The sequence below is a fragment of the Agrobacterium sp. CGMCC 11546 genome (genome assembly GCF_013365515.1).
GTDB classification, from domain to species: domain Bacteria; phylum Pseudomonadota; class Alphaproteobacteria; order Rhizobiales; family Rhizobiaceae; genus Agrobacterium; species Agrobacterium fabrum.
Window position 1 is genome coordinate 1,871,672 of record NZ_CP047387.1, and the last position, 26,473, is coordinate 1,898,144.

Here is a 26,473-nt window from a genome sequence, read left to right on the forward strand (position 1 = left end):
TCGATTCCGGCACCGATGCGATAACGCTTCGCAGCGTAAACGAAATCCGGCCCGCCATGACAGACACGACGCATCTCCGCCTGAACCCGCTGCATATCGCCGCCGCCTTTGCGAGCGGCTGCCTTTTGACATTGATGGTGCATTTCAACGGTCAGCTTGCCCATTATGGCAATGCGCTGTTTTCCTCCTGGACAGCGCATGGAACCGGAACGGTGGCGGCCCTGATCTATCTCGCCATCATGCGCCAGAAAAAAGACGCCGCGGCACCGGCAAAACCGAAGGCGCCGCTCTGGGCCTATTGCGGCGGGGTGGTGGGTGCTGCCATCGTCATCCTCACCTCCACCGCCGTCAATTCGCCGCTGGCACTCTCCGGCACCATTGCGCTCGGTCTTGGCGGACAGGTGATCTTCAGTCTTCTGGCCGATCTTTTCGGCCTCTTCGGCCTGCCAAAACGGCGACCGGATGTGCAGGACATGGTGGCCGTGGCCCTCATTCTCTGCGGCAGTGCGCTGATCATTCTTGTCGGGAGAGCGGCATGATCGTCTGGATCGCCATGGCCTTTGCCGGCGGCGTGTTCGTGTCGCTAAGCCGGCAGATCAACGGCCGCCTCAGCCTGTCCAACTCACCGCTGATCGCTTCTTTCTGGAACCACATCGTCGGTTTCACGGTGTTGACCGTCATCGGCCTCATCGTCGGCGGCCTCATTCCGCCGGGTGCTGCCGACGCGCCCTGGCTTGCCTTTATCGGCGGCCCGATCGGCGTCGTTTTCATCGCTTCGGGAAGCTGGCTCATTCCTCGCATCGGCGCGGTCAATACCGCCCTTCTCGTCATCAGCGGCCAGATGGTGTCTGGCGTCGTGCTTGATCTCTTCAGCGATCACCCGCCGAAAATCTGGGCAAGCGCGCTTGGCATCCTGCTCATCCTTGCCGGCATGGTGCTGACACAGCGCCGCCGCCGCTAGGGCATTCCGTTAAAATCAAAGGCGATCAGGAATCGCTACCGCGCGAGAACATGCCGAGCAGCGTCTTGCCGCCGCTCTTGCCGCCACTGCTCGCAAGCGTCGGGCGGTTTCCATTCAGCTTCGGCACCACCACCATGCGCTTGATTTCGCCGCGCTTGAAGGCGGCAAGGAAGCGCGGATAGTCGCGGAACACGACGCAGCCATTCGACTCGCCGCGTTTCGCCAGCATGTAGGTATGGGCGAGAAGGCCGTCGCGTCCATGCGGGTTGACGCCGCTTTCCGGTGTCAGGCGAATGGCTTCGACGCCATGGAAGCGAGCCTCGCGCATCGTTAGGCGGTAGCTGGAAGGCGGCGTCGAGCCGCGCATCCGCACATGCACGTAATCAGGATTGTCGCGCATCTTGCCGATGCCGGAATGCGCTTCGAGCTTTTCACCATTCGGCATATGCACCACGCCGGAGGAAATATCGTAGATCGCCGTGCCATTGCCGCGATCCGGCCACGGAACCGCATCCATCTTGCTTGGCTCACGCATGGGATTGTCAGGCTTCGCAAAGGCGAGCATGGCGCCGGTGCTCTGCTTCGGCGCCGCTGGTGCGCGCAGGGGAACCGGCGCATCAAAAGCGGGGGCGGAGGCGACAGCGGGAACATGGTCCTCGGCCTTGGACGGCGTGGCAGGACGCGGAGACGGCTCGACTGCCTGGGCGCTCGCGACTTCAGGCCTGAAGCTCGGCAGCGGCACGTCATCGGGAAGCAGGCTGCTTGCCTCTTCTTCGATCTGCGGCCGCGCCAGCGCTACTTCAAATGCCGGATGCTGCGAAACCGCGCTCTGATAGGCAACCTCGGAGGTGCGACCCAGCGCCGAATCGACGATTGCCGACGGCTTCAACGCGGCAAGCTCCTCCACCGTCGCCTGCCCTTTGGCATTGGCGGCCGCACCGAAGCGCTCGCGAAATTCCTTCGCGCCGATTTCGGGCATGATGCCGGCAAGGCGGACGGCCTTCTGCTGGCCGTGGCTGTGATCGCTCAGGCGGGAAAATTTGCGAACGTGAATGTCCCGCGCGGCCGCGTGACCGATCGCCGTCTCGGCGGAATCGAGCCGTGCCACCAATGTCTTCTCAAATTGCCCGACGCCATGCGATGCCGCCGCCATGCTGTGCAGCGAGGCAAAGGCGGCAAAGGCGAAAAGACCGGCAAAAGCGCCGCCGCCGAGAATCGCGGACATCCGTCCAAGCGAAGAGGATTTGCCTCTCTTGGCGGAAGACGAACCGGCAAAGCCGGCACCATTATAGGCCGCAGCAGAAAACGCCATGATACTCGTTACTCGAACCGTTCACGCATACCCGGCCAACGCCGGAGGGACTTTGGGACATCCGAAGGGCGGGCGGACACCACGCCGGTTTCGGAACTGACTGGCTCGAAGCATGACGAATTATGGTAACCAAAGTGTTTACGAGTCCCTGCAAAAATATTTCGTTAAGGTCTGCGCATTGTAGGGCGAAGGCAAAACAATGACTTGCGCGGGTACTGCGTGCATCCGCACTGCATCGTCCCGGGAAATGCCCCTCAAAGGAGCGTCATCGGCCTAAAAATTTCCGTCGCCGCATTGTCAGGTAAATTCTGACTTTGCCGGAAATTTGCTGCAAATGCGGCAGGACTGCGACAGGGTCCGGCTCATGCCGGAAACACCCCTGCCTGCCGGATAGGGCGAAAGGGGCTTGATCCGCCAAAGCCGGCTTGGCATCCTGCAAAAAAAGGGAGGCACATCATGAAGGCGCTGCTGCTCATCGATATCCAGAACGGGTTTTGCCCGGGTGGCAATCTGGCCGTTGCCGATGGAGACTCGGTCGTACCCATCGCCAATGCCCTGATCGACAATGGCGGCTATGATCTCATCGTCGCCTCGCAGGACTGGCACCCGGAAAATCACGGCAGCTTCGCCTCGCAGCATCCCGGCAAGCAACCCTTCGACATGGGCGAACTTTCCGGCAAGCCGCAGATGATGTGGCCGGACCATTGCGTGCAGGGTACGCCGGATGCGGAATTTCACCCCGACCTGAATATGGAAGCCTTCGATTACATCCAGCAGAAGGGCGAGAACCCCGCCATCGACAGCTATTCCGCCTTTCGCGACAATGACCAGGTGGCCACCACAGGACTGTCCGACTATCTGGCCCGCCAGGGCGTGACGCAACTCGACGTCTGCGGCCTTGCCACCGATTATTGCGTCAGTTTTTCAGTGCAGGATGCCCTCGACATGTTGCCCGGCGTCAAGGTGCGCTTCATCGAGGATGCCAGTCGCGGCATCGACCCACAGGGCATCAAAGCCGCGGTGGCAGCCATGCGGGAAAAAGGCGCGGTCATTCTCAAGAGCCGCGACATATTGCGGAACTAGCGTCGCGCCCTTAGCGCAGCTTCGGTTTCTCCAGCACATCGATATCAGCAGCGGCATCGTCAAGACGCCGCAGGATCGCCGCATGGGCATCCCTAAGGCCCTGATTGTAAAACACATACCCCATTTCGTCGGCCAGAAAATCCACGAAGATTTCCGCCTGAAGAAGGCCGATTTCGGTTTCCGTCTCGCGGGTAAGATAGTCCCGGATACGTGTGGCCAGAGCCGCCTTTTCCTGCTTTTCCAGCATCGATCCTCCACCATCTGACCACATAAGCGCACGCGCGAAGAAAATGGCGACGCAGCCCTCCGCGGCGCGGGCCGCGTGAGGCGTTACCGTAACGGAAGCTTCAAGTTAATCAATCGATCCATTCATGCAATTCGTTTGCCAGCCGGGCGGGACGGCGATAGAGCGGCGGCAAGGAGTTTCCAGACATGTTCAATGCAGATTTTCGCGAGGGATTGAAGAGCGGTTTCCCGATCGCCCTCTCCGCCGCCCCCTTCGGTGCGCTGTTCGGCGCGGTCGCAGTCGATAATGGCCTCAGTATCACCGAAGCCACGATCATGAGCGGCACCGTCTATGCTGGTGCCAGCCAGCTCGTCGGTATCGAGTTGTTCGGCCAGAAGGTTGCGCCCTGGCTGATCGTTCTTTCCGTCTTCGCGGTCAATTTCCGCCACATCCTCTATTCGGCCGCCATTGCCCGGATGATCTCGAACTGGTCGCTTCTGCAGAAGGCCGCTGGCTTCTTCGTGCTGGTCGATCCGCAATTCGCCGAATCAGTCCGGAAATACGAGAACACCGGTACGGTCGGTTTTTCCTGGTACATGGGCTTTGCCACACCGGTTTATGTGCTGTGGCTCGCCATGACCATTCTCGGCGCCTCACTCGGCAATCTCGTCGGCGATCCGAAAGCCATCGGCCTTGATGTGCTTTTGCCGATCTATTTCATGGGCATGGTCTTAAGCTTCCGCCAGCGGGAGAATTTCTACCCTGTCATGCTGGCAAGCGCTGCCGGCGCGACGGTCGCCTATCACTTCGTCGGTTCGCCCTGGCATGTCAGCCTCGGCGCGGTTGCCGGAATTGTCGTCGCGGTCCTCTATCCGCCGAAACAGAGTGCGGAAGCGGCCAATCCCGAAAGCAAGGCGGAAACACCATGAGCGACATGCTGCACGCCGATACGCTGATCCTGATCGCACTCGCCGCCATCGCCACCTATCTCACCCGCATCGGCGGTTATGTGCTGATGACGCGGATGAAATCCATTCCGCCGCGCATGGAGGCCGGGCTGAACGCCGTGCCAGTTGCGGTTCTGACCACGCTCGTCGCACCCGCCTTTTTCGAAGGCGGATACGAGGTGAAGATCGGCATGGTGGCAGCCCTTCTGGTCTGCCTGCGCTTTCCCGGCCTGACGATGCTCGCCATCGGCTGGGCCATCGTCATCGCCATCAGGCACTTCTCGCTGTTTTAGGCGGCCCGCTCGAGCGGCTTCGTCGCGGCAACGAGCCACGCCTTCACCTCTTCATCGGTGATGAGCGGAGAGAGCTTCTCCAGAACGTCGGCGTGGTAGGCGTTCAGCCAGTCGAGTTCCTCGTCAGTCAGCAGGGACACGACGACCAGCCGGCGGTCGATGGGGCACCAGGTCAGCGTCTCGAAGGAGAACATCGGCTGGTCACCGCCGGCCACCTCCTCCGCCTCGCGCACATAGATCAGGTTCTCGATGCGGATGCCGAAAGCGCCGGGGCGGTAATAACCCGGCTCGTTCGACAGGATCATCCCGGGCAGCAGTTCCTGCGTCGAAAGCCGCGAGATTCGCTGCGGTCCCTCGTGCACGGAGAGATAGGAGCCGACGCCGTGGCCGGTGCCATGGGCATAATCTGCCCCCGCCTTCCAGAGCGCGATGCGCGCCAGCGGATCGAGGTCGCAGCCACGCGTTCCCTTCGGAAACCGTGCCGCACTAATGGCAATCACGCCCTTCAGCACCAGCGTGAAGAAACGCCTCTGCTCTTCCGGCACCGTGCCGATGGCAACGGTGCGGGTGATATCAGTGGTGCCGTTGACATATTGCGCACCGGAATCAACGAGAAACATCTCGCCATCGGCAAGTATGCGGTCCGTGTCCGTCGTGACGCGGTAATGGATGATGGCGGCATGGTCGCCAGCGCCGGAAATCGTGTCGAACGACACATCCTTCAGCGGGTTCTGCATCGCCTGCCCCACCTTGGCGCGTGCCACCTCCAGCGCCTTTACTGCGGCAATCTCGGTGACGCTGCCCGGCTGCTGGCGATCCAGCCAGCAGAGATATTCAACCATCGCCGCACCATCCTGCACATGCGCGGCAGCCGAGCCGGCAAGCTCCGCCTTGTTCTTGCGCGCCCGCGGCAGGCGGACCGGATCGGCCTCTTCAATCAGAGAGCCACCCGCCGCAGTGATCGCGCCGGTCAGCGCGACAGGCGTCAGATCGGCATCGACCATCACCCGGCCTTTGGCGCTGGCAATGGCGTGCAGACGGTCGGCAATCTTCGATGGCGGCAGCTGCGTCGCCAGTTGCGCGAGATAGGCCTCGGCCTCGATGCCGGTCTTGCGCTTGTCGAGAAAAATATCCGCCTTGCCGTCGGCATAAATGATACCGCGGGCGAGCGGATGCGGCGTGTGTGGCACGTCATTGCCGCGAATATTGAAAATCCAGGCGATGGATGACGGGTCGGTAACCAGCAGGGCATCCGCACCCTTGGCCGAGACCGTTGCCGCGAGCGACGCGATCTTTTCCTTCGCCAGTATCCCGGTAAAGGCTTCCGGCTGGATGACAACGGGTTCCAACGGCTCGGCGGGACGGTCCTGCCAGAGAGCATCGAGCGGGTTCTTTTCCAGAAGCACGACCGAGCCGCCCTTGCCGGCCAGCGCCTTTTCCAGTCGCTTCAACTCGGCGCCGGTATGCAGCCATGGATCGATGCCGAGCCGGAAACCCTGTGCCGCATGTTCGGACAGCCAGACGGAAGGCGGCGCGCCGACCAGATCACCGCCGGTAAAGACCGACTGATCGACCTGAGACTTGAGCTGCGTCGTATATCGGCCATCGACAAACACCACCGCTTGCGCGCGCGTCACCAGAGCAATGCCGGCCGAACCGGTAAAGCCGGTCAGCCATGACAGGCGCTCGGCGCACTCAGGCACATATTCTCCCTGATATTCATCGGCGCGCGGCACGAGAAATCCGTCGATACCGAGGGCATCGAAACCGGCGCGCAGCGCCTCGACACGGGCCTTGCCGAATTGCGGTGCGGATTTGTTGTCGAAGGTCTGGAACATGTGTGTCTTTCAGAAACTGTCATGAGAAAAGCCGCCAACCGCGCGATAGGATCAGCGACCGGATAGGACCATGCCATGCCGATCAATCCGGTTTCAAGCCATATATGACAGAGCGAATTGCGGTGATAAATTGTGCATTTTTTGCGGAATAAGTCGTACTCAAGGCGGATTGATATGCGTTTTAAGCATGCCTACCGTGAGCTTTCCCACCTAACCAAACAAAAACACATCGCTTATATCAAGGTCAACACAGCGAGAGAGACACTCTCCTGGCAAAAAAGGATTTGAAGCAATGGCAAAATCTTTCCTCCGCACCGCCTTCGATCGCGTCATTGAAGCACGCGAGCGTCAGGTCAGCCGTCATGTTAACGCCGCCCTTCTGAACCTCGACGACAAGTCGCTCGAAGCGCTCGGCATGAACCGCGCCGATCTGCGCCACAAGGCAAAGTCCAGCTACGTATTCTGATGACATCAGGCGCGGCGATCCTCCCTCCACCGCGTCTGATCAGGAATACGTCGACCCGCTTGAGCAAGCTCCTCCCATGCTCGCGGGTTTCCAGGCGGCGCGAAAGCGCCGCCTTTTCTTTTGTCCGAAATAGCTGTTGCGAGAACCTCAGTCCTTGCGCAGATGCAGCGTTACCCAGCCATTGCGCCAGATGGTGCGGATATGGGAAAGCTTGGCGCCATTATACGCGGAAAGCACCTTCCAGCGCTGCGATGCAAGAATGCCCGACAGGATGACGGTGCCGCCGGGCGCCAGATGCGTGACGAGCTGCGGCGCCATCTTGATGAGCGGCCGCGCCAGAATATTGGCGATGATGAGATCGAACGGACCATGCTTGCGGAAAGCATCTGAGTGGAAACCCGGTGCGGTTTCCAGCGCCATCCCGGAAACAATGCCGTTCAGCCGTACATTTTCCTTGGCCACCTTGACGGCAATGGGATCGATGTCCGTTGCCAGCACGGGAATGGGACGCATCTTGCGCACCGCAATCGCCAGCACACCGCTGCCGGTGCCGAGATCGAGCGCGTTGCGCACCTTCCGTGCACGGAGCACGTCCTCAATCATTTCAAGGCAGCCGGCCGTGGTGCCGTGATGGCCGGTGCCGAAAGCCTGCCCCGCCTCGATCTCGATCGCCAGATCGTGCGGCTGCACCTTGTCGCGATCATGCGCGCCATGGACGATGAACCGCCCTGCCCGCACCGGCTTCAGCCCCTCGAGCGACTTGGCGATCCAGTCGACATCGGGAATGATTTCCTTCTCAATGACGAGACCGGGAAAGGCGGGGGCAATCAAAGTGCTGACGCGCTCGCGGAACTCCTCCTCCTGCTCGGCCATCAGATAGACGGAGGCTTCCCAGATGTCGCGCTTCTCATCCACCTCGGTCGTGGCGATCGCGACATCCTCCTCGCCGAAATAGTCCGACATGAGATCGAGGATTTCACCGGCCTTGATTTCGGTCGTGGTGACATAGAGGCGGATTTCGCTCACGGCGGCTGCTTTCTCTGGCTAGGGCTACTCAGTCTGCCTTTGCCACAAAACCTTCATCAGTCCAATAAGCCCGGCGTAATTATGCCTTCGCGCCTTTAAGAAGATTCTGGAGCTTCTGCTCGGCGACATCAGGGTTTTCGCCATAAGCGATCGTTCCCGCAAAGCGGCCGTTGGCATCAAGCAGGATCACGGACGCCGTATGATCCATGGTGTAATCGCCATTCGGATCCTTTTCATCCACCGGCACCTTCTTGGCATAGATGCGATAGCCTTTCAGCGTTTCGGCAATCTTGTCGGCCGGGCCGGTGATGCCGGTGATCCGCTTCGAGACGTTGGAGACATATTGCTGCATGATCTCAGGCGTATCGCGCTCGGGATCGACGGATACGAAATAGGCTTGCAGCTTGTCACCGGCCGGATCGACCTTCTCCATCCAGCCGTTCAGCTCGAACAGCGTGGTCGGGCAGACTTCCGGGCAATGGGTGAAGCCGAAGAACAGCGCCGTCGGTTTGCCCTGAAACGCCTTTTCGGTGATCGGCTGGCCATTTTGCGCGGTCAGCGCGAAAGGCACGCCATAGGCCGTTTCCACCATCTCCTCGCGGGTTTTCGTCATCTCGATCGTCAGCCAGCTGACGACACCGGCAAGAACGACCACCACGGCCCACAATACGATGCGAATATTTCTCATTGTCCAATCCTACCCCGAAAGCCGGCGGCATATCGCAGGCCCTGCCCGACTGATAGCGAAGGGCAGCGGCAACGGCAAATCAACTGGCCGTATTTGGGCTGACCGCGCTGATTTGTCACAAAGCCGCAATTGGCATTGGGATCACAGGCACCAGGCAATGCCGCTCTGCACAGTAGAAAGGAAAATATCCGTGCTGTGCCGCACCCAGCCGTCAAAGGCAAGAAGCACAATGGCAAGCGAAGCCGCCGCGGCAAGACTTGCCAGAATAAACTTCAGCGGATGGGACGTCAGTGCCTTCATATCCCTGTTATAACCTGTTTGCGCAGACGCGAAAACCGCCAAAATACCGGGGGCCCGCGCTGTGGAACCAGTAATTGTTAGGGAAAGTTTAAAATCTTGCTGCGCATGATGCCCGCAGCGGTTTTTCAATCCTCGACATGATGTCTCCCGGTCCATTCCGGCCACCGCATAAAGCTCAATCCTGCGTGGGCCTGTTAGAGAGCCATCAGAGGAAACCTGCCGTCATGTCCAACGCCATCAAGCAATCCGGCGCATATCTCGAAATCGTTTCCTTCCATCTGAGCGATCAGGAATTCTGCATCGACATCATGGCGATCCGCGAAATTCGCGGTTGGGCGCCGGTTACCCCGATGCCGCACACGCCGCCTTATGTTCTCGGCCTCATCAACCTGCGCGGCGCCGTTATTCCCGTCATCGACATGGCCGGCCGCCTCGGCATGAAAATGACCGAACCGTCCGAACGCTCCGCCATCATCGTCACCGATATCGGCGGCAAGCTGGTCGGCCTCCTGGTCGAACAGGTCTCCGACATGATGACCATCCGCTCGGAAGACCTGCAGCCTGCTCCCGATATCATTCCGGAAGAGCAGCGTAGCTTCTGCCGCGGCATCGTCGCGCTGGAAAAGAGCATGGTCTGCTTCCTCAACCTCGACACCGTCATTGCGGACGAGTTGGCGCGCGAAGCGGCCTGATCACGTCACCGAGTTTTCAAAATTAACGGGCAGGTTCTGCGGCTCGCCCTGAGGGAAGCGCCAACGTCGCATACCTCTCCTCCGTCATGCTCGGGCCTGTCCCGAGCATCTGCAACCTAACGATTTACGATACGTGATTGGATCCTCGGGACAAGCCCGAGGATGACGTCGCGGGTGGATTATGCGCAGCAGCGCCGGTGGCAAACCTCACGGCTTGCCCTTTTCCCACGTCACCTGCTGGTTATAAAGCGGCACCGTCGAAATCGCCATCTTGGCCGAGCCGTCCTTCAGCTCGCGCGCGTGCACGAGGTAGATCAGCGTATCATTCGCCTTGTCATAGACGCGGCTGACGACGAGCTTTTTCCAGATCAGCGACATGCCCTGCCGGAACACTTCTTCCCCGCCCTTGGAGAGATCGATGTCGCCAATCTCCACTGGCCCCGTCTGGCTGCAGGAAATGGCATTGTTGGAAGGATCTTCAAACCAGTTGCCGTTCTTCAGCCGGTCGATCACACCGCGGTCGAAATAGGTAACGTGGCAGGTCACACCCTTGATCTTCGGATCGGCGATCGCCTCGATGACGATGTCATTGCCGATCCAGTCGACGCCAACCTTGCCAACGACCTCGGAATGCGCCGCTGTTACCGGCAGCAATGCCAGAAGGCCCGCAAACAAACCCGACAGAGTTTTCATCCTCATCGCATCTTCTCCGTTACGCTTGCATAAGACATAGGTGGAAAACCCGCTCAGGCAACCCGTGCGACGGTCCGTTTTTTCATGCTGCAGGGCTGATAACCCGTGGACGTCAGACGGCCAGCGACCATACCGATCTTTTCCGGCAGATCGCGAATATGCGCAACACCGAGAGCCCGCGCCGCCGCAATCGAGGCGGCAGCACAGACAACCGCATCTTCCGCCGCATTATGATGCACGAAACGCAACTGGAGATGATGGGCAATGACATTCAGCTTGTGCGACACCAGATGTGGCCAGACATGTCGGGCGATCTTGACGCTGCAGAGGTAGGAAAGATCAGGATAGGACAGCCGGTACTTGTCGAACGACGCACGCATGACGCTGAAATCGAAGGCGGCATTATGAGCGATCATGGTCGCGCCGTGGAAGTCGTCGATGAACTCCTCCATCACTTCAGGAAATTCCGGCGCGTCCTCGACATCACGAGGGCGAATTCCGTGCACGGCAATGTTGAAGGGCGAAAACCGCATGTCTCTGGGGCGGATGAGCCGTTCTTCCACACGAACGATCTGGCCGTCCTCAATCCATGCAAGCCCAACGGAGCAGGCGCTGCCACGCTCCTCATTGGCGGTCTCGAAATCGATGGCGATAGTTTTCAAGAGTGATTCCCGTTGTTGTCTTCCGGCATAGACCGAATTGGCGTCAAAGAGAACCAGCCTCAGTGGAACCCGCTTGCGAAAGCATCCAGTCGATGAGCGTCACGAGATCGGGATTATCAAGCATGCGCCGTGGATAAACCAGGAAATAGGCGAGCGTGCTGGCCATGTCCGTGCCGAAGGGCGCTATCAATGCGCCCTCCACAAGTTCGCGGGAAACAAGCGAACGCCGCGTCAGCGCAATGCCGTGCCCAGCCTTGGCCGCATCCAGCGCGCCATTGCTGTCGATGAAGACCGTGCCGCCGGAAGCGTCGACATCAGATGCCCCCGCCGCCTCTAGCCAGCGCCGCCACTCGTTGCGGTTTTCATCATGCAGCAGCGGCACGGATTTCAAGTCTCCCGCCTCCCGAAGCGGCCCGTATTTTTCCAGCAGCTGAGGTGCGCAGACCGGCAGGGTGCTGTCATCGATGAAGCGGATGCTCTCCAGCCCTTCATAACGCCCGAAACCATGCCGCACCGCCAGATCGACATCGTCCCGCGAAAAATCCACCAGTCGGTTGGTCACGCTGATACGGACATCCACATGCGGGTTTTGCTGCTGGAAGGAAGGCAATCGCGGCATCAGCCATTGCACGGCGAAAGTCGGCGTGCAGCTAAGCGTCAGAACAGTGATCTCGGAGCGTGCCGTCAGTTCCGCCGTCGCTTCGCGCATCATCCGGAAGGCGGTGCGGAGCGCGCCGTAATAACGCTCTCCCTCGCGCGTCAGCTGGATGCTGCGCGGTTTGCGAAAGAACAGCTGCACGCCAAGGCGCGCCTCCAGCTCGCGGATCTGCAGGCTGACCGCACCAGGGGTGACGTTCAGCTCGTTGGACGCAAGCGTGACGCTGCGATAGCGCGCTGCGGCCTCGAAGGCCTGCAGCCCCTTCAGAGATGGAAGTTCCGTCGCCATGGTTTAGCTCAACTCAATTATCCAACGAGAAACAATCGTTTGAAAACATCTTAAAACAGGGAGTAAATAGACGCAACAGGACATGAAAAGCTGCGGAACGCCAGCAATATGAGCTTCAGATAAACTCAACCGATATCGGGTGGATGGCAGCACCCCTATCTGCGACCATGTCAATATTCATACCCCATGGGAGACGAAGATGGCGATACAGAAACAGATGGATGCCCGTGAATGGGCGATGCTGATAGCACTTTCGCTGCTGTGGGGCGGATCATTCTTTTTCATCGGCGTCGCGGTGAAGGAATTGCCGCCCGTCACCATCGTCACCTTGCGCGTCAGCCTTGCGGCCATGGCGCTGCTGGTCGTCTGTCGCATCATGGGCCTTCGTCTGCCGCGTGAATGGGCGGTGTGGCGCGCCTTTTTCGGCATGGGCCTGCTCAACAACATCATTCCCTTCTGCCTGATCGTCTGGGGCCAGACCCAGATCGCCAGCGGTCTCGCCTCGATCCTCAATGCCACGACGCCGCTCTTCACCGTCATCGTTGCCCACTTTCTGACCGCCGACGAAAAGATGACCGGCAACAAGCTCGCCGGCGTGCTAATCGGTTTTGTCGGCGTGGCGACCATGATCGGACCGGCAGCCTTTGGCGGATCATCCGGCCTGTGGGGCCAGATCGCCATTCTCGGCGCGGCCATCTCCTATTCCTTCGCGGGCATCTTCGGCCGTCGCTTTAAGGCCATGGGCGTGCCGCCGCTGATGACCGCCACCGGGCAGATATCCTCGTCGACATTGATGCTTATCCCCGCCGCACTCCTCATCGACAAACCCTGGACACTCGCCATGCCAGGCCTTGGCACCTGGGGGGCGCTGATCGGCATCGCCCTGCTATCGACAGCGCTTGCCTATCTCATCTTCTTCCGCATTCTTGCCAGCGCCGGCGCCACCAACCTCGCCCTTGTCACCTTCCTCATACCGGTCAGCGCCATTTTACTCGGCTCGCTCATTCTCGGCGAACAGCTGGAAATCAAGCACTTCGCGGGCATGGCGATGATCGCCGCCGGACTGGCCGCCATCGATGGAAGGTTACCGGCGAAACTTCGAAGCCTGCTGCGCAACGCGCCCGCTTGACAGGGTCGCGGGGCAAAAGCATTCTGCGCGCATGATCGCAACGAAACACAACATCACCCGTCGCCATACCATGACCGGCCATTCGGCAGGGGAAGGTATGTCGTCGCGTTAAGCGATCCATTTCCACCCTGCCAGCCAGAGCAGGGTTCGGACACCTGCTCCACACACGCCCAAGGAGACAGGCATGCACACTGTAAAAATTGCCGACAATGAAGACAGACAGTTCCAGTTAAGCGACGTTATCCTGCGTGCTGCACGTCTGGACGATGCCGAAGCCTTAACCGAACTGTTCAATCTGCCGGGGGTTCGTTACGGCACGCTTCGGCAACCGTTTCAATCGGTGGAAAAGACCAGGAAGGCAATGGAAAACCGCGGTCCGAACGACATTGCGATTATCGGCGAATGGCACGGAAAAATCGTTGCCAATGGCGGGTTGTATCGCCGGGCGGGACGGCAGGCCCACATCGCCGATCTGGTGATCAGTGTTCATGACGATTTCGCGGGAAAAGGTGTGGGATCGCATCTTCTTGGGGCTCTCATCGACACGGCTGACAATTGGCACGATATCCGTCGCATCGAGCTCAACGTCTTCACCGACAATCTCCCGGCCATCCGGCTTTACGAGAAATTCGGTTTCGAACGCGAAGGCACCCTGCGCAACGATGCCTATCGTGATGGAAAATACGTCGATGCCCATGTGATGGCACGGCTTCGATAGGCGATCAGTTTTCCAGGTGATCCGTAAATATCTCCCGAATGGTCCGCCGCGACCATTCGGCCATTTTTTCGTTCCGCCCGCGCTCGGCATCCAGCACGATAAGCGCCTTCCACAGTGCCCAGCCGCGCCCGCGCTGCCATGTGGCCTCATCCAGACCCAGAGCCCGGCGAAAAACAGCCCGGCTGTGCGCATCAAGCACATTCCACGCGAGAATGAGATCGGACGACGGATCACCGACGCCGGAACTGCCGAAATCGATGACCGCCGACAGCCGCCCGTCCTGCACCAGCAGATTGCCCTCGGCAATATCGCCATGCACCCACACGCCTTGGCCCTGCCAATGGCTGGAAAGGGCAAGCTGCCATATCTCCATGGCCAGCGCCTGATCCACTTCATTGGCAAGGCGCGCCGCCGAGGCCCGCGCCTCCCCGTCATAGACTGCGAGCGAGCCGCCACGATGAAAATTATGCGCGCCGGCAGGTGGGCCCGCCGAAGCATCTATGCCGTGCAGGGCCTTTAAAAACGCAGCAACATCGATGGCAATGGCCGAAAGATCGATGCTGTCCAGATACCGGGCGAGAGGTTCGCCCTTGAGCCAGCGGTAGACTGACCAGCAGAATGGATATTGCTCGCCCGGCTGACCAAGCGCCAACGGTGCTGGAATTGGGACCGGCAGGAGAGGTCCAAGCGCCGGCAGCCACTGATGTTCCTTCTCCACCTGCGCCACATAACGCTCGGCACTCGGCATGCGGACCAGCATATCTTCGCCAAGGCGAAAGCTGCGATTGTCCCAGCCGCTCAGGTCCACCGGCTGAACATCCAGCGCCGCCCATCGCGGAAACTGGCTGGCAATCAGCGCGCGGACCTGCTGAGTGGTGACGACAATGCGGTCATCCATGATGCGTTCCCCGTTTCAGGCGCAAACCTCTAGCGGTGCAAGGCAACACAGCGATGACGCCGTATCAGCCGCCGATCAACGCCAGCCACTCATCCTCGTCCATGGTCTGCACACCCAGCTCTGCCGCTTTGGCAAGCTTGGAGCCCGCCCCCGGCCCTGCGACCAGAATATCCGTCTTTTTCGAAACTGAACCGGCAACCTTTGCGCCCAGGCTTTCGGCCCGGGCTTTCGCCTCATCGCGGGTGAATTTTTCCAGCGAGCCGGTAAAGACGACAGTCTTGCCTGCCACCGGGCTGCCCTCAGTTGAAGGCTTCTCGGCCTCCTTCGGCTGAAGCTCCCGTATCAGCCGGTCGATAACATCGAGATTGCGCGGCTCCTTGTAAAACTCGATGATGGCACGGGCCACCACCTCGCCGATGCCGTCGATACTGTTGAGTTCCGCCCAGGCATCGCTCGCCGGATCGGCCGCCGCCTTCATGGCCTCCTCGAAATGCTCATAAGTGCCATAGGACCGCGCCAGAAGCTTCGCCGTGGTCTCGCCGACATGACGAATGCCGAGCGCGAAGATCAGCCGATGCAGATCGATCTCGCGGCGGGCATCGATCGCGTCGAACAGCTTCTTCACGCTAACCTTGCCGAAGCCGTCGATATTCTCGAGCTTGGTCAGATGGGATGCCTCCTGCCGCGCCTTCAGCGTAAAAATGTCAGGCGCGGTCTTGATCGAAAGTGCCGGATCGTCGCTTTCGAAGAAGAAATCGATCTGCTTGGTGCCCAGCCCTTCAATGTCGAAGGCGTTACGCGAGACGAAATGTTTTAGATGCTCCACCGCCTGTGCCCGGCAGACAAAACCGCCGGTGCAGCGCGTGACCGAATCGAGCTTGCCAGTCTTTTCGTTGCGTTCCCGCACCGCATGGCTGCCGCAGACCGGACATTTCTCCGGAAAGACATATTTCGCCGCCCCAACCGCGCGCTTCTCCAGAAGCACATCCAGCACCTGCGGAATGACGTCGCCGGCGCGCTGCACGATGACCGTGTCGCCGATGCGGATATCGTGATCCTCCGGGCGGATACGCTCGCCGCTATTGCCGATGCCTTCGATATAATCGGCATTGTGCAACGTCGCATTGGTGACGACCACACCGCCAACGGTGATCGGCGTGAGGCGCGCCACCGGCGTCAAAGCGCCGGTGCGTCCCACCTGAATTTCGATATTCTCGACGGTGGTAAAAGCCTGCTCGGCCGGAAACTTGTGTGCGGTGGCCCAACGAGGGCTGCGGGAGCGGAAACCCAGACGTTCCTGAAGATCGAGCCGGTCGACCTTATAGACGACGCCGTCAATATCGTAATCGAGATCGGGTCGGGCGACGCCGATTTCATTATAATGCTCAAGCAATTGCTGCGCGGAGGTGAATCGCTTCATCAGCGGATTGACCGGGAATCCCCACTCCCGGAACTTCTCGACGATGCCATATTGCGTATCGGCAATCCGCGCCGGCTGGCCGCCATTGGAGACTTCACCCAGCGCGTAGGCAAAGAACCGCAGCTTGCGTTTCGCCGTCACATTCGCATCGAGCTGGCGCAGAGAACCGGATGCCGTGTTGCGCGGGTTCACATAGGTCTGCTTGCCATCGGCCTCCATCTGGGCGTTCAGCGCCAGGAAGTCGCTCTTGGCCATATAGACTTCGCCGCGCACCTCCACCACGTCGGGCGCGTCCGAAGGCAGTTCATTCGGAATTTCCTTGATGGTCCTGATATTGGCGGTGACGTTTTCGCCCGTCGTGCCATCACCGCGTGTCGCCGCCGTCTTCAGCCTGCGGTTCTCGTAGCGGATCGACATGGAAAGCCCGTCGATCTTCGGCTCGGCGGTAAAAGCGATGGAATCATCAGGCAGGTGCCCGAGGAAGCGATAGACCGAACTGACGAAATCGCGCAGGTCCTCTTCCGAAAACGTATTGTCGAGCGACAGCATCGGACGGGCATGCACGATGGGCGCGAAGGTCGGCAGCGGTGTGAAGCCGACTTTTTTCGACGGGCTATCAGCCCGCACCAATGCCGGGAACGCCGCTTCGATGGCATCATTGCGCCGCTTCAGCGCATCATAGTCGGCATCGGAAATCTCCGGCGCGTCCTTGCCGTGGTAAAGCGCATCATGACGGGCAAGCTCGGCTGCCAGAAACGCCAGCTCCGAAGAGGCTTCAAGCTCGGTCAGGTTTTCGACGGGAATCTGGTCTTTCGACATAGCGGCCTCGTTTCAGAATTACCGAACGCTTTTAGCCGAAATGAAACAGCAATAAAATCAGTTTTGCCGCCAGTCTCACAAGACCCACAACACCGAACGCGCTCTTGCAGCGCTGTGGCGAACGATCAGTCCTTTGCCGCGAGCAGACGCGCAGCCGCAGCCCTCGCCTCGTCGGTCACCGACGCGCCGGCAAGCATGCGAGCGATCTCTTCGGTACGGTGGTTCGGTTCCATGGTCGCGACGCGCGTAGCGATGCGCTCGCTGCCATCGCCCGATGGGCCTTTGGAAATGAGAAGGTGGGTGGCCGCCCGTGCCGCCACCTGCGGCGCGTGGGTGACGGACAGAACCTGCACGGTTTTCGACAGGCGGCGCAGCCGTTGGCCAATGGCATCCGCCACCGCACCGCCGACGCCGGTATCGATTTCATCGAACACCAGGGTCGGTGCCGAACCGCGATCCGCCAGCGCCACTTTAAGGGCCAGCAGGAAGCGGGACAATTCGCCGCCCGATGCCACTTTCATGATCGGCCCCGGCCGTGTGCCCGGATTGGTCTGGACGTGGAATTCCACCGTATCGATGCCGTCGGCCGTCGCCTGCTCGGGATCGGAAGTTACCTCGACGGTAAACCGCGCCCGCTCCAGCTTCAGCGCCGGAAGTTCGGCCATGACAGCCCCCGATAGCGCCTCCGCCGCATTGCGGCGCTTTTCGGAAAGCGACCGGGCGGCCCGGTCGAAATCAGCCTTCACGACGCCGAGATTGGCCTCGAGCTTGCCAAGCTTTTCTTCGCCGGCATCGAGATCGGCGAGATCCGTCACCATTTTTTCGGCAAGCGCCGGCAAGTCAGGCACAGCAACATTATATTTGCGGCCGGCAGCGCGCAGGGCGAACAATCGTTCCTCCACCCGCTCCAGCTCACGCGGATCGAATTCGGTGCGGCGCAGCGCCGCCTCCACTTCCATCTGCGCATTGGAAAGGCTGTCCAGCGCAGCATCCAGCAACTGTACGGTATCTTCCAGCAGGCCGGGCGCTTCGTGGCTCTTGCGCTCCAGTCGGCGCATCATCGAGGCGATGACAGGCACGGGCGACGCATTACCGTTCAGGAATTCGCTGGCTTCGGCGATATCACCGGCAATGCGTTCGGATTTCTGCATCACCGCCCGGCGCTCGGCCAGTTCGTCCTCTTCGCCGTCGCGCGGCGAAAGTGTTTCCAGCTCCTCGACGGAAGACCGCAGATAATCCGCCTCGCGCGCCGCCGCCTCCACCTTGGCCCGGTGCGTCTTCAGAGCACGGTCGGCATCCTTCCAAGTACGGTAGAGGCCCTGAACGCTGCGCGCCTCATCACTAAGTCCCGCAAAGGCATCGAGCAGCGTGCGATGGGCGTCGGTATCGACCAGCGCGCGGTCGTCATGCTGGCCATGAATTTCGACCAGCATCTGCCCAAGCTGGCGCATCATCTGCACGCTCACGGCCTGATCGTTGACATAAGCCTTGGTGCGCCCGTCAGCCGATTGCACGCGGCGGAAAATCAGGTCGCCATCGTCATCAAGACCGTTTTCGCGCAGGAGAAGCCGGGTGGGATGATCGTTCGGGACTTCGAAAGCGGCGGTCACCTGCCCCTTGTCTTCGCCATGGCGCACAAGGCCGCCATCACCACGACCACCAAGCGCAAGCGAAAGACTGTCAAGCAGGATGGATTTGCCGGCACCCGTCTCGCCCGTCAACACGGAAAGGCCCGCCTCAAAACTGAGGTCGAGCCTTTCAATCAGAACGATGTCGCGTATGGAGAGCTGGACCAGCATGGCCTATGCCCCGTCTCAGGCGCCGATAAGCTTCTTGCCGGCGCGCGAAATCCAGGACCCCTTGTTTTCTCGCGGCTCCAGGCCTTGGCCCTTCAGCAGCTTGTAGGAATCTGCATACCATTGGCTGTCGGGATAGTTGTTGCCGAGAACGGCGGCCGCGGTCTGCGCTTCATCCACCAGGCCCATGGCGTAATAGGCTTCGGTCAGACGCGCCAGCGCTTCCTCGATCTGGTTGGTGTTCTGGTACTGCTCGACGACGATGCGGAAGCGCGAAACGGCGGCGAGATATTCCTTGCGCTCAAGGTAATAACGACCGACCTGCATTTCACGGCCGGCGAGCTGGTCGCGGGCGAAACGAATCTTGGCCTGTGCATCGGCGACATATTCCGAAGACGGATAGTCGTTGACCACCTTGTTCATCGCTTCGATCGTCCGCTGCGCGGCGCGCTGGTCCTGCGTCACGTCGGAAATCTGCTTCGAATAGGCAAGGCCGATCATGTACTGAACATAGGCGGCATCCTTGGAGCGCGGATACTGGCGCAGGAAACGGCTGCCGGACGTGATGGCCACATCGTTCTTGTTGGTGCGCGTGGCAATGAATGTTTGCATGACAAGCGCCTTCTGGCCCCACTCGGTGAAGGGGTACTGCTTGTCGATCGCCTCGAACTTGCGTGAGGCTTCCGTCATGTTGCCGGCGTTCATGTTGGCAAGCCCCTGCTTGTACAGAACGTCAGGCGGATCGGTCTCGACGCCGAGCTTGGTAATGTCGATATCCGGATCGGACTGGCAGGCCGTGACGACGACACTTGCGCCGACCAACATCAACGAAACGGCGATCCCCCGCATCGTACCCTTCATTGCACCAGACCCTACATGCTTCATTCGACAGTTCCCACTTCCCGCGCAAATACATAAGCATCGGCTTTGCACTGGCGTTCTAGCCATAAAAGCATCCGCAGGGCAACGCAATGATGACGCATTAACGCATTTTTATGGCATCGGCCCATGCAATCGCACGATTATCGGGCGATAACATGCAACTTCCTGCCCCGCTTCACAAAAAAGCCGCCCCAGAGGGAGCGGCTTTTTCTGTCAATTGATAGCCTGCAAACAAACTTACGCAGACCAGGGCGCAAATTCCGGCATGTTGACCGCCACGAATTCGCGGGCGCGAACCTGATTGCGGGCAGCCGGCGCTTCCACGATTTCATAGGCCGAAGGATCGCTCAGCAGCGCCTTCAGCGCATTCGCGTTGACCTTGTGGCCACCACGATAGGAGCGGTAGCAGCCGATGAACTGCGCGCCGGCAAGCGCCAGATCGCCCACGGCGTCCAGCGTCTTGTGACGGACGAATTCGTCCTTGGCGTAACGCAGGCCTTCCATGTTGATGACGCTGTTGTCGTCGGAGATGACGACCGAATTCTCAAGCGAGGAACCGAGCGCATAACCCGCGGCCCACAGACGTTCCACGTCACGCATGAAGCCGAAAGTGCGGGCACGCGACAGTTCGTTCTTGAACGTCTCTGCCGTCAGATCACCCTTCCAGGACTGCCTGCCGATCAGCGGCGTGTCGAAATCGATATCGACCTCGAAGCGTGTGCCGTCATAGGGGCGGAACTCAGCCCAGGACGCACCCGAATCGATGCGCACCGGCTTGGTGACGCGGATGTAACGGCGCTTCACACCGAGATTCTTGATGCCGACCGATTCGATCGCCTCGATGAAGGGAGCGGAACTGCCATCCATGATCGGCACTTCGGGACCGTCGACTTCAACGATGAGGTTGTCGAGGCCCATCGCGTAGATGGCAGCCATGACGTGTTCGATCGTCGCCACTGACTGGGATAGCGAACGGCCGAGCACGGTGCAGAGATCGGTATTGCCGACATTGGCCGAAACGGCCTTCAACTCAGTGACGCTGCCATTGTCGTGAAGGCGCTGAAACAGAATGCCCGTTCCGGCTTCCGCGGGCTGGAACGTCATCGACACCGGGTTGCCGGAATGCACGCCAATGCCTTTAAGCTGAACAGCATGTGCGATAGTTGTCTGAAATCCGAGCAGTCCGATGGTCATGCGTCTATGCCTTGTTTTGCAAACCGCGCCGTTTGAGCCAGCGCCGTTCAAGTTTTCAAGCCGGTTTTCGCAACCGGCCAAGTCCGTATTATCCCTTACCCAGGCTCATACATACGCACATGAAGGTGCCACGACAAATCACTGTTCGTTTCGGATTGTTACATGCACAAGCCTTTGAAAACGCAAATTAATTTAGTGTTAATAACGTAAAATAAACAAAACGCCCGGATCGTGAGATCCGGGCGTTTCGAAGAGCGTATGGAATCGCCTTTAGTTGGACTGGCGGCGCAGGAAGGCCGGGATTTCCAGCTGATCGTCGTCGTGATGGCTGGACGAGGAAGGCGTCGCACGGCCGTGGTCGTCAAGCTGGCCACGGCGCGGTGCGTAGAGGCTGGCTTCCGGCGAAAGCGGCGCGCGGCGCTGCGGCGCCATGCTCGGCGCATCCATCATGTCGGAGGGAACTTCTTCCTCTTCGCGGCGACCAAGCGAGTTGGTGATGCGCTTCAGAAGACCCATCGGGCCACGCTCTTCCTGTGCAACCGGAGTAGCGCGATCACGGTGATCCATCTCGGCCTTCACGACCGGCGGGAAGTCTTCGACCTTCGGCATGCGTACCGGCTCTGGCTGGCGGGCAACCGGAGCAGGCTCCTGGTAGACTGGTGCCTGCGGCTGCTGCATGCGCGGCGCCGGAGCGGCAACCTGTTCCGGAGCGTGGTAGACCGGTGCCTGAGCAACCGGCGCCGGAGCAGCCTGCTGAACCGGCTGGGCCGGACGAAGAGCCGCCGGCGCTTCAGCCGGGGACGATGCAAACAGCTTGCTCTGCGGACGGAAGTCCTGAGAAGGCTGCTGGTGGGCGGCAAAACCAAGTTCGCGTTCCATTTCAGCTTCCGCCGAACGGATGGTCTGGGCGATCTGGTCTACGGTCTTTGGTGCCTGCGATACTGCATGTGCAGGCTGAACTGCGGCCGGAGCGGGAGCAACGGCCGCGGAAGGACGGATAAGCGGCTTGGCGGCAGCTGCGCGCATTTCTGCAATGTTCTGTTCGCCGATGCCCGCAACGCGGTCGATGCCGGTGGCGACGACGGAGACGCGGATGAGGCCTTCAAGAGCTTCGTCGAAGGTTGCGCCGAGGATGATGTTGGCATCCGGATCGACTTCTTCGCGGATACGGGTCGCCGCTTCGTCGACTTCGAACAGGGTAAGGTCGCGACCGCCGGTAATGGAGATCAGCAGGCCCTGTGCGCCCTTCATCGAGGTTTCGTCGAGCAGCGGGTTGGCAATTGCCGCTTCCGCAGCCTGCATTGCGCGGCCCGGACCCGAAGCCTCGCCGGTGCCCATCATTGCGCGGCCCATTTCACGCATGACCGAGCGAACGTCGGCAAAGTCGAGGTTGATGAGACCTTCCTTCACCATCAGATCGGTGATGCAGGCAACGCCGGAATAGAGAACCTGGTCAGCCATGGCGAAGGCGTCGGCGAAGGTCGTCTTGTCGTTGGCAATGCGGAAGAGGTTCTGGTTCGGAATGACGATCAGCGTATCGACGGACTTCTGCAGTTCCTCGATGCCCTGTTCGGCCAGACGCATGCGGCGGCCGCCTTCGAAGTGGAAAGGCTTGGTGACGACGCCGACCGTCAGGATACCCTTGTTGCGGGCAGCCTGTGCGACGACGGGTGCAGCACCGGTGCCGGTGCCGCCGCCCATGCCGGCGGTGACGAAGCACATGTGGGTGCCGTTCAGGTGATCGATGATCTCGTCGATGCATTCTTCAGCGGCAGCGCGGCCGACTTCCGGCTGGGAACCGGCGCCGAGACCTTCGGTGACGTTGACGCCGAGCTGGATGACCCGATCTGCCTTCGTCATGGTCAGAGCCTGCGCATCCGTGTTGGCGACGACGAAGTCGACGCCCTGGAGGCCAGCCGTGATCATGTTGTTGACAGCGTTACCGCCACCGCCGCCCACACCGAAAACGGTAATGCGTGGCTTCAGCTCGGTGATATCAGGCTTTTGCAGCTGTATCGTCATTTTACCATTCCTTCTTTCTCTGGCCGCATCGCCCCGCTGGCCGATTCTTGAAAACTCAACTCTGAAACCTCCGGCTTACGCCTCGAGGCCACTCAAAAACTCTCTTTAAGCCATTGCCCTACCCGGGCGATCCGGCCACTACCGTTGCCAAACGGCGAAAACATTCCGCCTTGCGCCGCATGAATTTCGATGTCCGCCACCTGCGGATAGATCATCAATCCGCAGGCGGTTGAAAATGCCGGTCCCTTGGCCGCTACCGGAAGACCGGCCACGCCCATGGGGCGGCCGATACGAACGTTGCGGGCGAGAATGCGCCGTGCCGTTTCCGGCAGCCCCGTCAGCTGGCTTGCGCCGCCGGTCAGGACAACGCGTTTGCCGACGATGGGGCTGAAGCCGGACTTCTGGATACGATCACGGATCAATTCCAGCGTCTCTTCGATACGCGCCCGCACGATGCGGGTAACAAGTGCTCTTGAAACTTGCGATGGTTGATCGCGATCATCTTCGCCAATCGGCGGGATCGAAATCATGTCGCGCTCATCCGCGCCATTCAGCAAAGCCGAACCATGCACCACCTTCAGTCTCTCCGCATCTTCGATTCGTGTCGAGAGGCCTCGTGCAAGATCTGTCGTAACGTGATGGCCGCCAAGGCCGATCGCGTCGGTGTGGATGAGGCGGCCCTCAGCAAAAACCGAGATCGTCGTGGTGCCGCCGCCCATGTCGATGGCCGCACAGCCAAGCTCGACTTCATCGTCGACAAGCGCCGCAAGACCGCTGGCATAGGGCGTCGCCACCATGCCCTCGACCGAAAGATGCGCGCGATTGACGCAAAGCTCGAGGTTCTTCAACGCCGTGCGTTCGACCGTCACCACATGCATGTCGACACCGAGAAGATCGCCATACATCGATAGCGGATCACGGATGCCGCGCTCGCCATCCAGCGAATAACCCGTCGGCAGCGAATGCAGGATCGCCCGGTCCTGGCGCATGGACTGCTGGCTTGCCGCCACCAGAACCTTGCGCAGGTCGCTTGCTTCCACTTCCTGGCCACCGAGATCGATGCTCGCGGTATAGATGTCGCTCGCCAGCCGTCCGGCCGAAACATTGACGATCAGGCTGTCGACGGTCAGGCCCGCCATGCGCTCGGCCGCATCGACCGAAAGACGAATCACGCCTTCGAGTGCGTCGAGATCGGCGATCACGCCGGATTTCACGCCGCGCGAGCGCTGATGGCCGATGCCGATGATTTCGACCTTGTGGGTACGGCCCGGCAGAATTTCGCTTTCCTGGCGCGGTGTCAGCCGGCCGATCATGCAGACGACCTTGGTCGAGCCGATGTCGAGTACGGAGACGATGTGGCTGCGCTTGGAAGAAAGCGGCTTCAGACGAGGCAGGCCGAAATGGGAAGAACCAAAAAAGCTCATGTGTTCTTCTCCGCTTTCTTGAGAGCCTTGGTGCGCGCATCTACCGCGGTCTGACGGCGTTCGGCAGCACCTTCGGTCAACTGGATAGTGGTGCGGTCCGTCAGTCTGAGGTCCACCGCTGCGACATCGCGCGACAGGACCTTTTCCTCGAGATCGAGCCGCGCCAGCAATTGCAGCGCCTGCGGCAGGTTTTCTTCCGGCAGCTTGACGACGATACCGTTATCGAGATGCAGATCCCAGCGGCGACCGGCAATGCGCACATAGGCGCGAACGCGGTTGCGGATTTCCGGCCAGTCGGCCAGTTGCGCGACGAAACCGGCAGCACCCGTTTCCGCGTCACGTCCGACGAACAGCGGCAGGGCGGCAAATTTATTGTCACGCAGCGGCGCGATCACACTGCCGCTTTTTTCGATAAGCGACAGTTCCGTGCCGTGCTGCCAGATGCCGAAGGCCTGGCGTTCCTTCAGGCGAACTTCCACCGTCTTCGGATAGACCTTGCGGATATCGACATCTTCCACCCAGGGAAGCTGGACGAGCTTGCGGCGTGCCGCATCGATATCAAGCGCAATCAGCGAGGTGCTGCCGTCGAGGCCGAGAAGCTGGAAGACTTCGATTTCCGAAGTCTGCAGATTGCCGGAGACCTTGACGTCCTCAACCGCGAAACCGGCGGCCGAGGTCGTCGTCTGGGTGACGATATTCGTATGGCCGCCGAGCGACATACCGTAAAGCCCGATCATCGCGTAAAAGGCGACGGCCGAAATCGTGCCGGTATGGGCGGGAATATGAATGCGTCCTGTCGCAAGGCTGACACCGAAACGCACGAAGCGACGCAGCGGACGCGGCAGCACCCTGCGATCGTCGGCATTGGCCGTCGCCGCGTATTGCTCGCGCTTTTTTGCCGTCGACTTTTTGCCGGTCACCGCAAACACGAAGCGTCCTCCACCATCCAGCTGACAAGGTCACCAAAGGAGCGGCCAGCATGGGCCGCCATTTCCGGCACCAGGGAGGTCGGCGTCATGCCCGGCTGCGTATTCACTTCAAGCCAGATAACTTCGCCATCTTCTGAGAAGCGGTCGTCGTAACGAAAGTCTGAACGGCTTACGCCACGGCACCCGATCGCCTGATGTGCCATAACCGCCAATGTTTGAATCTTTTGGTAAATTTTCGGTGAAATTTCTGCGGGAATGACATGTTTCGAGCCACCAGCAGCGTATTTCGCATCATAATCATAGAAATTGTGACCCAGCGGCACCACTTCGGTGACGCCCAGCGCCTCGTCGTCGAGCACGCCACAGGTCAGTTCGCGCCCGTGAATGTAGCGCTCGACCATGACCTGATCGCCATAACGCCATTCCGACGAGGTGAGGATCTGCGGCGGATGCGACTGATCTTCCTTGACGATGACGACGCCGAAGCTGGAGCCTTCGCGCACCGGCTTCACCACATAAGGTGGTGCAAGCGGATGTTCGCTGGTGAAATCGAAGCGGTTCATGACGCGCTCGGCAGCAACCGGAACGCCAGCGGCGGCCGCAACTTTCTTGGCCTGCGCCTTGTCCATGGCAAGGGCAGACGCCAGCACGCCGGAATGTGTATAGGGAATAGCCAGATATTCGAGGATGCCCTGAATGGTACCGTCCTCGCCAAAGGGACCGTGCAGCGCATTGAAGGCGACATCCGGGCGCAGCTCGTCGAGTACGGCAGCGACATCGCGCCCCACATCAACACGGGTGACCTTGTAGCCCTCGCCCTCAAGAGCAAGCGCGCAGGCGTTGCCCGACGAGAGGCTGACCGGCCGCTCCGACGAAAATCCACCCAAAAGAACAGCTACGTGCTTGCCGCCCATCGAACCCTCTGACACCAACTCTCCATTACGAACCATGTCCGAACCGACCGAATGAAACGGACGGTGATTCTGGCACATGATCCTTGAGATCAGTTAAACGCCATTAAGGTTAATGAATCGTTTACTTTCGTTAACCGCCGCGTCCAACATGCCGAGTTCCGTTAAAGAATCAGCATCGATCCCGATTACCTCCTT

At 60.1% G+C, this 26,473-nt stretch carries 27 protein-coding genes; 9 read left to right on the forward strand and 18 right to left on the reverse strand.

Annotated features, from left to right (window positions below):
* Positions 1-56: 56 nt before the first annotated feature.
* The gene (locus tag GSF67_RS09480; RefSeq protein ID WP_006310414.1) at positions 57-539 is read left to right on the forward strand and encodes a DMT family transporter; all 483 of its coding nucleotides are present in this window, start codon (positions 57-59) and stop codon (positions 537-539) included.
* Positions 536-961, forward strand: a complete 426-nt coding sequence (locus GSF67_RS09485) for a DMT family transporter (protein ID WP_006310415.1) — start codon at positions 536-538, stop codon at positions 959-961. The genes GSF67_RS09480 and GSF67_RS09485 overlap by 4 nt, the downstream gene beginning before the upstream one ends.
* 25 nt (positions 962-986) lie before the next feature.
* Here the strand turns inward: GSF67_RS09485 and GSF67_RS09490 are convergent, their stop codons facing one another.
* Entirely contained in the window at positions 987-2,273 is a 1,287-nt protein-coding gene (locus GSF67_RS09490) for a DUF2778 domain-containing protein (protein ID WP_006310416.1), read from the reverse strand.
* Positions 2,274-2,729: 456 nt separating this feature from the next.
* Between GSF67_RS09490 and pncA the strand changes: the two genes are divergently transcribed.
* On the forward strand, positions 2,730-3,356 hold the full coding sequence (gene pncA, locus GSF67_RS09495; RefSeq protein WP_006310418.1) for a bifunctional nicotinamidase/pyrazinamidase: 627 nt from the start codon (positions 2,730-2,732) through the stop codon (positions 3,354-3,356).
* Positions 3,357-3,366: 10 nt separating this feature from the next.
* On the opposite strand, the gene GSF67_RS09500 is transcribed toward pncA, so the two are convergent.
* Positions 3,367-3,603: a DUF2164 domain-containing protein gene (locus GSF67_RS09500; RefSeq protein ID WP_006310419.1), complete on the reverse strand. Its 237-nt coding sequence runs from the start codon at positions 3,601-3,603 to the stop codon at positions 3,367-3,369.
* Between the two features lie 185 nt (positions 3,604-3,788).
* Here GSF67_RS09500 and GSF67_RS09505 point away from each other — a divergent pair, with 185 nt between their 5' ends.
* Positions 3,789-4,511, forward strand: coding sequence for an AzlC family ABC transporter permease (locus GSF67_RS09505; protein ID WP_006310420.1), 723 nt, complete (start codon positions 3,789-3,791; stop codon positions 4,509-4,511).
* On the forward strand, positions 4,508-4,822 hold the full coding sequence (locus GSF67_RS09510) for an AzlD family protein (RefSeq protein WP_006310421.1): 315 nt from the start codon (positions 4,508-4,510) through the stop codon (positions 4,820-4,822). The genes GSF67_RS09505 and GSF67_RS09510 overlap by 4 nt, the downstream gene beginning before the upstream one ends.
* Here GSF67_RS09510 and GSF67_RS09515 read toward each other — a convergent pair.
* Positions 4,819-6,660 carry an aminopeptidase P family protein gene (locus tag GSF67_RS09515; protein WP_006310422.1) on the reverse strand — a complete coding sequence of 614 codons (1,842 nt, stop codon included), beginning with the start codon at positions 6,658-6,660 and terminating at the stop codon, positions 4,819-4,821. The genes GSF67_RS09510 and GSF67_RS09515 overlap by 4 nt on opposite strands.
* Positions 6,661-6,952: 292 nt before the next feature.
* On the opposite strand from GSF67_RS09515, the gene GSF67_RS09520 reads away from it, so the two are divergent.
* On the forward strand, positions 6,953-7,126 hold the full coding sequence (locus GSF67_RS09520; protein WP_006310423.1) for a hypothetical protein: 174 nt from the start codon (positions 6,953-6,955) through the stop codon (positions 7,124-7,126).
* 147 nt (positions 7,127-7,273) lie between these two features.
* On the opposite strand, the gene GSF67_RS09525 is transcribed toward GSF67_RS09520, so the two are convergent.
* From GSF67_RS09525 to GSF67_RS26020, 3 genes are all read right to left on the reverse strand, one after another.
* Positions 7,274-8,152, reverse strand: coding sequence for a 50S ribosomal protein L11 methyltransferase (locus GSF67_RS09525; protein WP_006310424.1), 879 nt, complete (start codon positions 8,150-8,152; stop codon positions 7,274-7,276).
* A gap of 79 nt (positions 8,153-8,231) precedes the next feature.
* The gene (gene sco / locus GSF67_RS09530; protein ID WP_006310425.1) at positions 8,232-8,840 is read right to left on the reverse strand and encodes a cytochrome oxidase assembly protein Sco; all 609 of its coding nucleotides are present in this window, start codon (positions 8,838-8,840) and stop codon (positions 8,232-8,234) included.
* Between the two features lie 141 nt (positions 8,841-8,981).
* Positions 8,982-9,296: a hypothetical protein gene (locus GSF67_RS26020; RefSeq protein WP_010972038.1), complete on the reverse strand. Its 315-nt coding sequence runs from the start codon at positions 9,294-9,296 to the stop codon at positions 8,982-8,984.
* 68 nt (positions 9,297-9,364) lie between these two features.
* Between GSF67_RS26020 and GSF67_RS09540 the strand changes: the two genes are divergently transcribed.
* On the forward strand, positions 9,365-9,832 hold the full coding sequence (locus tag GSF67_RS09540; RefSeq protein ID WP_004430791.1) for a chemotaxis protein CheW: 468 nt from the start codon (positions 9,365-9,367) through the stop codon (positions 9,830-9,832).
* A gap of 207 nt (positions 9,833-10,039) precedes the next feature.
* On the opposite strand, the gene GSF67_RS09545 is transcribed toward GSF67_RS09540, so the two are convergent.
* The 3 genes from GSF67_RS09545 to gcvA are packed head-to-tail and all read right to left on the reverse strand — an operon-like array spanning position 10,040 to position 12,133.
* The gene (locus GSF67_RS09545; RefSeq protein WP_006310427.1) at positions 10,040-10,531 is read right to left on the reverse strand and encodes a CreA family protein; all 492 of its coding nucleotides are present in this window, start codon (positions 10,529-10,531) and stop codon (positions 10,040-10,042) included.
* Between the two features lie 47 nt (positions 10,532-10,578).
* Positions 10,579-11,187: a 3'-5' exonuclease gene (locus GSF67_RS09550; RefSeq protein ID WP_006310428.1), complete on the reverse strand. Its 609-nt coding sequence runs from the start codon at positions 11,185-11,187 to the stop codon at positions 10,579-10,581.
* Positions 11,188-11,230: 43 nt separating this feature from the next.
* The gene (gcvA, locus tag GSF67_RS09555) at positions 11,231-12,133 is read right to left on the reverse strand and encodes a transcriptional regulator GcvA (RefSeq protein ID WP_006310429.1); all 903 of its coding nucleotides are present in this window, start codon (positions 12,131-12,133) and stop codon (positions 11,231-11,233) included.
* Between the two features lie 199 nt (positions 12,134-12,332).
* Between gcvA and GSF67_RS09560 the strand changes: the two genes are divergently transcribed.
* Positions 12,333-13,262, forward strand: coding sequence for a DMT family transporter (locus tag GSF67_RS09560; RefSeq protein ID WP_006310430.1), 930 nt, complete (start codon positions 12,333-12,335; stop codon positions 13,260-13,262).
* Between the two features lie 184 nt (positions 13,263-13,446).
* Positions 13,447-13,980, forward strand: a complete 534-nt coding sequence (locus GSF67_RS09565) for a GNAT family N-acetyltransferase (protein WP_006310431.1) — start codon at positions 13,447-13,449, stop codon at positions 13,978-13,980.
* A gap of 4 nt (positions 13,981-13,984) precedes the next feature.
* On the opposite strand, the gene GSF67_RS09570 is transcribed toward GSF67_RS09565, so the two are convergent.
* From GSF67_RS09570 to GSF67_RS09610, 9 genes are all read right to left on the reverse strand, one after another.
* Positions 13,985-14,878: an aminoglycoside phosphotransferase family protein gene (locus tag GSF67_RS09570; RefSeq protein WP_006310432.1), complete on the reverse strand. Its 894-nt coding sequence runs from the start codon at positions 14,876-14,878 to the stop codon at positions 13,985-13,987.
* Positions 14,879-14,942: 64 nt separating this feature from the next.
* On the reverse strand, positions 14,943-17,117 hold the full coding sequence (gene ligA, locus GSF67_RS09575) for an NAD-dependent DNA ligase LigA (RefSeq protein ID WP_176072024.1): 2,175 nt from the start codon (positions 17,115-17,117) through the stop codon (positions 14,943-14,945).
* Positions 17,118-17,242: 125 nt separating this feature from the next.
* The gene (gene recN, locus GSF67_RS09580; protein WP_006310434.1) at positions 17,243-18,916 is read right to left on the reverse strand and encodes a DNA repair protein RecN; all 1,674 of its coding nucleotides are present in this window, start codon (positions 18,914-18,916) and stop codon (positions 17,243-17,245) included.
* A gap of 15 nt (positions 18,917-18,931) precedes the next feature.
* Positions 18,932-19,798, reverse strand: a complete 867-nt coding sequence (locus GSF67_RS09585; protein ID WP_010972044.1) for an outer membrane protein assembly factor BamD — start codon at positions 19,796-19,798, stop codon at positions 18,932-18,934.
* A 234-nt stretch (positions 19,799-20,032) separates the two neighbouring features.
* Positions 20,033-20,989, reverse strand: coding sequence for a UDP-3-O-acyl-N-acetylglucosamine deacetylase (gene lpxC / locus GSF67_RS09590; protein WP_010972045.1), 957 nt, complete (start codon positions 20,987-20,989; stop codon positions 20,033-20,035).
* A gap of 270 nt (positions 20,990-21,259) precedes the next feature.
* On the reverse strand, positions 21,260-23,011 hold the full coding sequence (ftsZ, locus tag GSF67_RS09595) for a cell division protein FtsZ (protein WP_006310437.1): 1,752 nt from the start codon (positions 23,009-23,011) through the stop codon (positions 21,260-21,262).
* A 92-nt stretch (positions 23,012-23,103) separates the two neighbouring features.
* Positions 23,104-24,435 (reverse strand): cell division protein FtsA, encoded by a 1,332-nt coding sequence (gene ftsA, locus GSF67_RS09600; RefSeq protein ID WP_004442783.1) that lies wholly within the window; start codon positions 24,433-24,435, stop codon positions 23,104-23,106.
* Positions 24,432-25,364: a cell division protein FtsQ/DivIB gene (locus GSF67_RS09605; protein WP_006310438.1), complete on the reverse strand. Its 933-nt coding sequence runs from the start codon at positions 25,362-25,364 to the stop codon at positions 24,432-24,434. The genes ftsA and GSF67_RS09605 overlap by 4 nt, the downstream gene beginning before the upstream one ends.
* The gene (locus GSF67_RS09610) at positions 25,352-26,278 is read right to left on the reverse strand and encodes a D-alanine--D-alanine ligase (RefSeq protein ID WP_035214626.1); all 927 of its coding nucleotides are present in this window, start codon (positions 26,276-26,278) and stop codon (positions 25,352-25,354) included. The genes GSF67_RS09605 and GSF67_RS09610 overlap by 13 nt, the downstream gene beginning before the upstream one ends.
* Between the last annotated feature and the right edge of the window lie 195 nt (positions 26,279-26,473).

Excerpts from the sequence above, each read along its gene's own strand:
- GSF67_RS09480 (WP_006310414.1), top strand. The coding sequence starts at position 57 with ATGACAGACACGACGCATCTCCGCCTGAACCCGCTGCATATCGCCGCC.
- GSF67_RS09485 (WP_006310415.1), top strand. The coding sequence starts at position 536 with ATGATCGTCTGGATCGCCATGGCCTTTGCCGGCGGCGTGTTCGTGTCG.
- GSF67_RS09490 (WP_006310416.1), bottom strand. The coding sequence starts at position 2,273 with ATGGCGTTTTCTGCTGCGGCCTATAATGGTGCCGGCTTTGCCGGTTCG.
- pncA (WP_006310418.1), top strand. The coding sequence starts at position 2,730 with ATGAAGGCGCTGCTGCTCATCGATATCCAGAACGGGTTTTGCCCGGGT.
- GSF67_RS09500 (WP_006310419.1), bottom strand. The coding sequence starts at position 3,603 with ATGCTGGAAAAGCAGGAAAAGGCGGCTCTGGCCACACGTATCCGGGAC.
- GSF67_RS09505 (WP_006310420.1), top strand. The coding sequence starts at position 3,789 with ATGTTCAATGCAGATTTTCGCGAGGGATTGAAGAGCGGTTTCCCGATC.
- GSF67_RS09510 (WP_006310421.1), top strand. The coding sequence starts at position 4,508 with ATGAGCGACATGCTGCACGCCGATACGCTGATCCTGATCGCACTCGCC.
- GSF67_RS09515 (WP_006310422.1), bottom strand. The coding sequence starts at position 6,660 with ATGTTCCAGACCTTCGACAACAAATCCGCACCGCAATTCGGCAAGGCC.
- GSF67_RS09520 (WP_006310423.1), top strand. The coding sequence starts at position 6,953 with ATGGCAAAATCTTTCCTCCGCACCGCCTTCGATCGCGTCATTGAAGCA.
- sco (WP_006310425.1), bottom strand. The coding sequence starts at position 8,840 with ATGAGAAATATTCGCATCGTATTGTGGGCCGTGGTGGTCGTTCTTGCC.
- GSF67_RS26020 (WP_010972038.1), bottom strand. The coding sequence starts at position 9,296 with ATGGACCGGGAGACATCATGTCGAGGATTGAAAAACCGCTGCGGGCAT.
- GSF67_RS09540 (WP_004430791.1), top strand. The coding sequence starts at position 9,365 with ATGTCCAACGCCATCAAGCAATCCGGCGCATATCTCGAAATCGTTTCC.
- GSF67_RS09545 (WP_006310427.1), bottom strand. The coding sequence starts at position 10,531 with ATGAGGATGAAAACTCTGTCGGGTTTGTTTGCGGGCCTTCTGGCATTG.
- gcvA (WP_006310429.1), bottom strand. The coding sequence starts at position 12,133 with ATGGCGACGGAACTTCCATCTCTGAAGGGGCTGCAGGCCTTCGAGGCC.
- GSF67_RS09560 (WP_006310430.1), top strand. The coding sequence starts at position 12,333 with ATGGCGATACAGAAACAGATGGATGCCCGTGAATGGGCGATGCTGATA.
- GSF67_RS09565 (WP_006310431.1), top strand. The coding sequence starts at position 13,447 with ATGCACACTGTAAAAATTGCCGACAATGAAGACAGACAGTTCCAGTTA.
- GSF67_RS09570 (WP_006310432.1), bottom strand. The coding sequence starts at position 14,878 with ATGGATGACCGCATTGTCGTCACCACTCAGCAGGTCCGCGCGCTGATT.
- ligA (WP_176072024.1), bottom strand. The coding sequence starts at position 17,117 with ATGTCGAAAGACCAGATTCCCGTCGAAAACCTGACCGAGCTTGAAGCC.
- recN (WP_006310434.1), bottom strand. The coding sequence starts at position 18,916 with ATGCTGGTCCAGCTCTCCATACGCGACATCGTTCTGATTGAAAGGCTC.
- GSF67_RS09585 (WP_010972044.1), bottom strand. The coding sequence starts at position 19,798 with ATGAAGCATGTAGGGTCTGGTGCAATGAAGGGTACGATGCGGGGGATC.
- lpxC (WP_010972045.1), bottom strand. The coding sequence starts at position 20,989 with ATGACCATCGGACTGCTCGGATTTCAGACAACTATCGCACATGCTGTT.
- ftsZ (WP_006310437.1), bottom strand. The coding sequence starts at position 23,011 with ATGACGATACAGCTGCAAAAGCCTGATATCACCGAGCTGAAGCCACGC.
- ftsA (WP_004442783.1), bottom strand. The coding sequence starts at position 24,435 with ATGAGCTTTTTTGGTTCTTCCCATTTCGGCCTGCCTCGTCTGAAGCCG.
- GSF67_RS09610 (WP_035214626.1), bottom strand. The coding sequence starts at position 26,278 with ATGGGCGGCAAGCACGTAGCTGTTCTTTTGGGTGGATTTTCGTCGGAG.